The organism is Micromonospora sp. NPDC005197 (assembly GCF_040608295.1).
In the GTDB taxonomy this organism is placed as follows: Bacteria; Actinomycetota; Actinomycetes; order Mycobacteriales; family Micromonosporaceae; genus Micromonospora.
This window is the reverse complement of the sequence record NZ_JBEXHY010000237.1, coordinates 1-3571: the sequence shown is the minus strand read 5'-3', so window position 1 is coordinate 3571 and position 3571 is coordinate 1. Positions and strand designations below refer to the sequence as shown.

Below are 3571 nucleotides of genomic sequence, written 5' to 3'. Positions count from 1 at the left end.
CTCAGCGCGCGGCGCGACCTCAGCACGACCCGGCCTCAGCGCGCGGCGCGGCCCGGGCGGCCCGGGCCGGTGCCGGAGCGCCGGGAACCGATGCGGGGAGCCCGCACCACCGGGGAGCTGCCGGCTCCGGGGCGGAAGTCCCGTGCCGCGGCGGCCACCATGTCGTCGGGATCGCCTTCGAGCGTCCGCCGGACGTGCGCCGGGATGATCTCCGACGTGGCCATCGCCAGCCGGACCTGCACCGAACGGTCGTCGACCAGGGCCGCCAGATCCTCCTCGTCCAGCTCCAGCGCGCGGACCAGCGCGGCCCGCACGTCGACCGCCGGGTCCCTGGCCAGGGCGCTGCGCTGCGCGGCGGTGGTCCGCGGGTTGCGGGCGAGCCCCTTGCGGACGCGGACGGTGCGGTCGGCCAGCAGGGCGACGATGACGTCCGGATCGTGGGTGTGCGTGGCGAGTCGTTCCCGCACCTCGGGTGAGACGTCGTCGACCAGCTGGGCCGCCAGCTCGGGCTCCAACTCGCGGGTCTCGGCGAGCAGGCCCCGAAGCTCCTTGTCGGGTGCGGCTGCCATCACCCGGCGGACCGACTCGTCGCAGGCCGGGTTGCCGGCGACGGCCCAGCGGACCCACCGGTCCGCGTCCTTGACCAGACGCAGGAGATTGCCGACCGAGGTCGCGGGATTGCGCGCCACGGCCTCCCGGACATGACGATCATGGTCGCGGGTCAACGACCGCAGGGCCTGCGCGGGCGCGTCCGGCCGGGCCGCGACCGCCTTGCGGACCGCGACCGACGCGTCGGACGCCAGGTCGATGAGGGTCATCTGTGGCGTTGTGGGGTCGTGTGCGACGGCGAGCCGCGCGTCCGCCCCATCACCGATCGGACGGTCGGCCGCCGTGCCCGACCCGCTGTCCCGGTCGGCCCCGCCGACGTGCTGCTGCTTGCCCATGGGCGCAATCATGGCACGCGCCGGACCGGACCCCGCGCGGCAAGCCCGCTCGCAGCCCCTGGTCCGCGGCGAGCCGCCGAGGGTCAGTCCTGGCGCGGGGCCACCAGGCCGGACTCGTACGCGACGACCACGAGTTGGGCGCGGTCGCGGGCGTGCAGCTTGGCCATGGCCCGGTTGATGTGGGTCTTGGCGGTCAGTGAGCTGATCACCATCCGCGTGGCGATCTCGTCGTTCGACAGGCCCTGGGCGACCAGGACGACGGCTTCGCGTTCCCGGGTGGTCAACTCCCGCAGGCCGGTCGGGGCCCGCAGGTGGCGCGGCTCGGCGACGTACCGGTCGATGAGCCGGCGGGTGATCGACGGCGCGAGCAGCGCGTCACCCCGCGCGGCGACGCGTACGGCATGCAGGAAGTCCTCCGGCTCGATGTCCTTGACGAGGAAGCCGGCGGCGCCGGCGCGCAGCGCGTGAAAGACGTGTTCGTCGAGGCCGTAGTTGGTCAGGATCACGACGTGCACCCCGGCCAGGGCCGGGTCGGCGGCGATGAGCCGGGTCGCCTCGATGCCGTCCAGCACCGGCATCTGGATGTCGATGAGCGCGATGTCGGGCAGGTGACGCCGGGCGAGGGCGACCCCCTCCCGGCCGTCGGCGGCCTCGGCCACCACCTCGATGTCGTCCTCGATGTCGAGGAGCGCGCGGAAGCCGCTGCGCAGCAGCGCCTGGTCGTCGACCAGCAGGACGCGGATCATCCGGGCGGACCGACGGGAAGTTCCGCGTGGACGGTGAAGCCACCCTCGTCCCGCGGCGCCGCGTGGAGGCGACCGCCCAGGGCGGTGACCCGTTCGCGCATCCCGAGCAGCCCGACTCCGGGCTTTGGCACGGTGGCCAGCGTGGCCGTGCCGTCGTCGTCGACGCGGATCGCGAGGGCGTCCGGACGGTAGTCGACGCGGACCGACGCCGTGGCCGCGGCGGCGTGCCGGGCGACGTTGGTGAGGGACTCCTGCACGATCCGGTAGGCCGTCCGGTCCACCGCCGCCGGCACGGCCTGTCGTTCGCCCTCGACCGTCAACGTCGCGTCCAGCCCGGCCATCCGGGCCCGCTGCACCAACTCCGGCAGGTGTTCGAGGCCGCGCGGCGGGTTCCTGCCGTCGTCCCGCAGGGCCTCCAGGGTCGCGCGCAACTCCCGGCTCGCCTCACGGCCGGCCTCCCGGATCGCCAGCAGCGCCTCCGGCACCGCCTCGCCGCGTCGGCGGGCCAGGTGGACGGCCACCTCGGCCTGCACCTTGATGATCGAGATCTGGTGGGTGAGGGAATCGTGCAGCTCCCGCGCGATGTGCAGCCGCTCCTCGTCGGCGCGGCGGCGCGCGGTCTCCTCCCGGGTGCGCTCGGCCTCGTCGGCCCGCCGCTCGGCCTGCCGCAACGCCTCACCGGCGGCGCCTGCGGCGATCAGCCACGCCACCTCGAGCGCGCCCCGGGCCCGTGCGAGCGCCTCGCCCAGCGGCAGGTCCTGCGGCGGGGCGAGAGCCGTGAGGGGCAGAGCGACAAGCATCAGCACGGCGGCGACGACCGTGACGACGCGGTGGCCGGCCCGCACACCGGTGTACACCGCGAACAGGAAGGCGACGGCCGGCACGTCGAAACCGACCGCCTGGTACCCCACGGCGCACAGCCCGGTGACGGCCAGGACGGCGACGGGCCACCGACGGCGCGCCGCCAGCGCCAGACCACCGGCGGCCAGCAGCGGATAACCCAGCAGGTCGCTGTCGAGGGTGGACCGGTCCGCGGACAGCCCGGCGACCAGCAGCACCGCCGCCACGCCGACGGCGATGGCCCAGTCCCGGACACCGGCACGCCCTGTGCTCATGGGCGCACCCTAGCCCGAGGTACGCCCCGAGCGACTCCTGCGCGCGAACGACCGGCGACTACCACGTCCGCGGTAGACGCGCGGCACGCACGCCGTACGCGGCAGTCGCCTGCGCCCACAGTGGCAGCGCGAAAAGCCTCCGGCGGCCGGACGACCGGCGGCCGACGCGGCGACACGATCGAACGGCAACCACGACGTCCGAGAAGGAGATGCGCATGTTCCGGTCAGGAAACACGTCGGCGGCGCGGCTGGTGTTCACCGCTGCCGCGTCCGCCCTGCTCGGGGGTCTCGGGCTCGCCGCGCCGGCCGCCGCCCACACCTCCGCCCAGCCGTTGGCGGCCACCGTCACCACCATGAGCGCCGGGCGGCTCGGGGCGAGCGTGGGTGGTCTGCTGGCCCTGGCGGGGGTGATCGTCGGCGCGGTGGCCCTGGCCCGACCGGCCAGTCGCGTCGGTACCGGCAACGGCACACTCGGCGCCGTGGTGGCCCTCGCGTCGGGACTGCTCGGTGTGGGCCTCGGCGCGCTGGTGGTGGCGACCTCCGACGGCGGGATCGGCACCGGTAACGGTCGGGGCGGGGCGTACGTGGCCCTGGTGGTGGGGTTGGCCGCCCTGGGCCTCGGCGGACTGGCGCTCAGCCGCACCCGCGGCTGAGCGGGGGGGGCGGGGCCGCGCCCCGGGGGGGCGGCGGGGGGGGCGGGGGGGGCGCGGCGGACCCGATGTGCTGGCAAGCCTGGCAGGCCGACCCGCAGGCCATGTGGAACTGG

At 75.5% G+C, this 3571-nt stretch carries 4 protein-coding genes; 1 reads left to right on the top strand and 3 read right to left on the bottom strand.

Features of this window, described 5'->3' with window-relative positions; all coding sequences use genetic code 11:
• Nucleotides 1-35: 35 nt before the first annotated feature.
• The 3 genes from ABZU46_RS31340 to ABZU46_RS31330 form a co-directional block, all read right to left on the bottom strand.
• Nucleotides 36-944, bottom strand: coding sequence for a hypothetical protein (locus tag ABZU46_RS31340; RefSeq protein ID WP_354863308.1), 909 nt, complete (start codon nucleotides 942-944; stop codon nucleotides 36-38).
• Nucleotides 945-1027: 83 nt separating this feature from the next.
• Nucleotides 1028-1690 (bottom strand): response regulator transcription factor, encoded by a 663-nt coding sequence (locus tag ABZU46_RS31335; protein ID WP_354863307.1) that lies wholly within the window; start codon nucleotides 1688-1690, stop codon nucleotides 1028-1030.
• Nucleotides 1687-2805: a histidine kinase gene (locus ABZU46_RS31330; RefSeq protein WP_354863306.1), complete on the bottom strand. Its 1119-nt coding sequence runs from the start codon at nucleotides 2803-2805 to the stop codon at nucleotides 1687-1689. Before ABZU46_RS31330 ends, ABZU46_RS31335 begins: the two co-directional genes overlap by 4 nt.
• 215 nt (nucleotides 2806-3020) lie before the next feature.
• On the opposite strand from ABZU46_RS31330, the gene ABZU46_RS31325 reads away from it, so the two are divergent.
• Nucleotides 3021-3458, top strand: a complete 438-nt coding sequence (locus ABZU46_RS31325) for a DUF6223 family protein (RefSeq protein WP_354863305.1) — start codon at nucleotides 3021-3023, stop codon at nucleotides 3456-3458.
• Nucleotides 3459-3571: the final 113 nt, after the last annotated feature.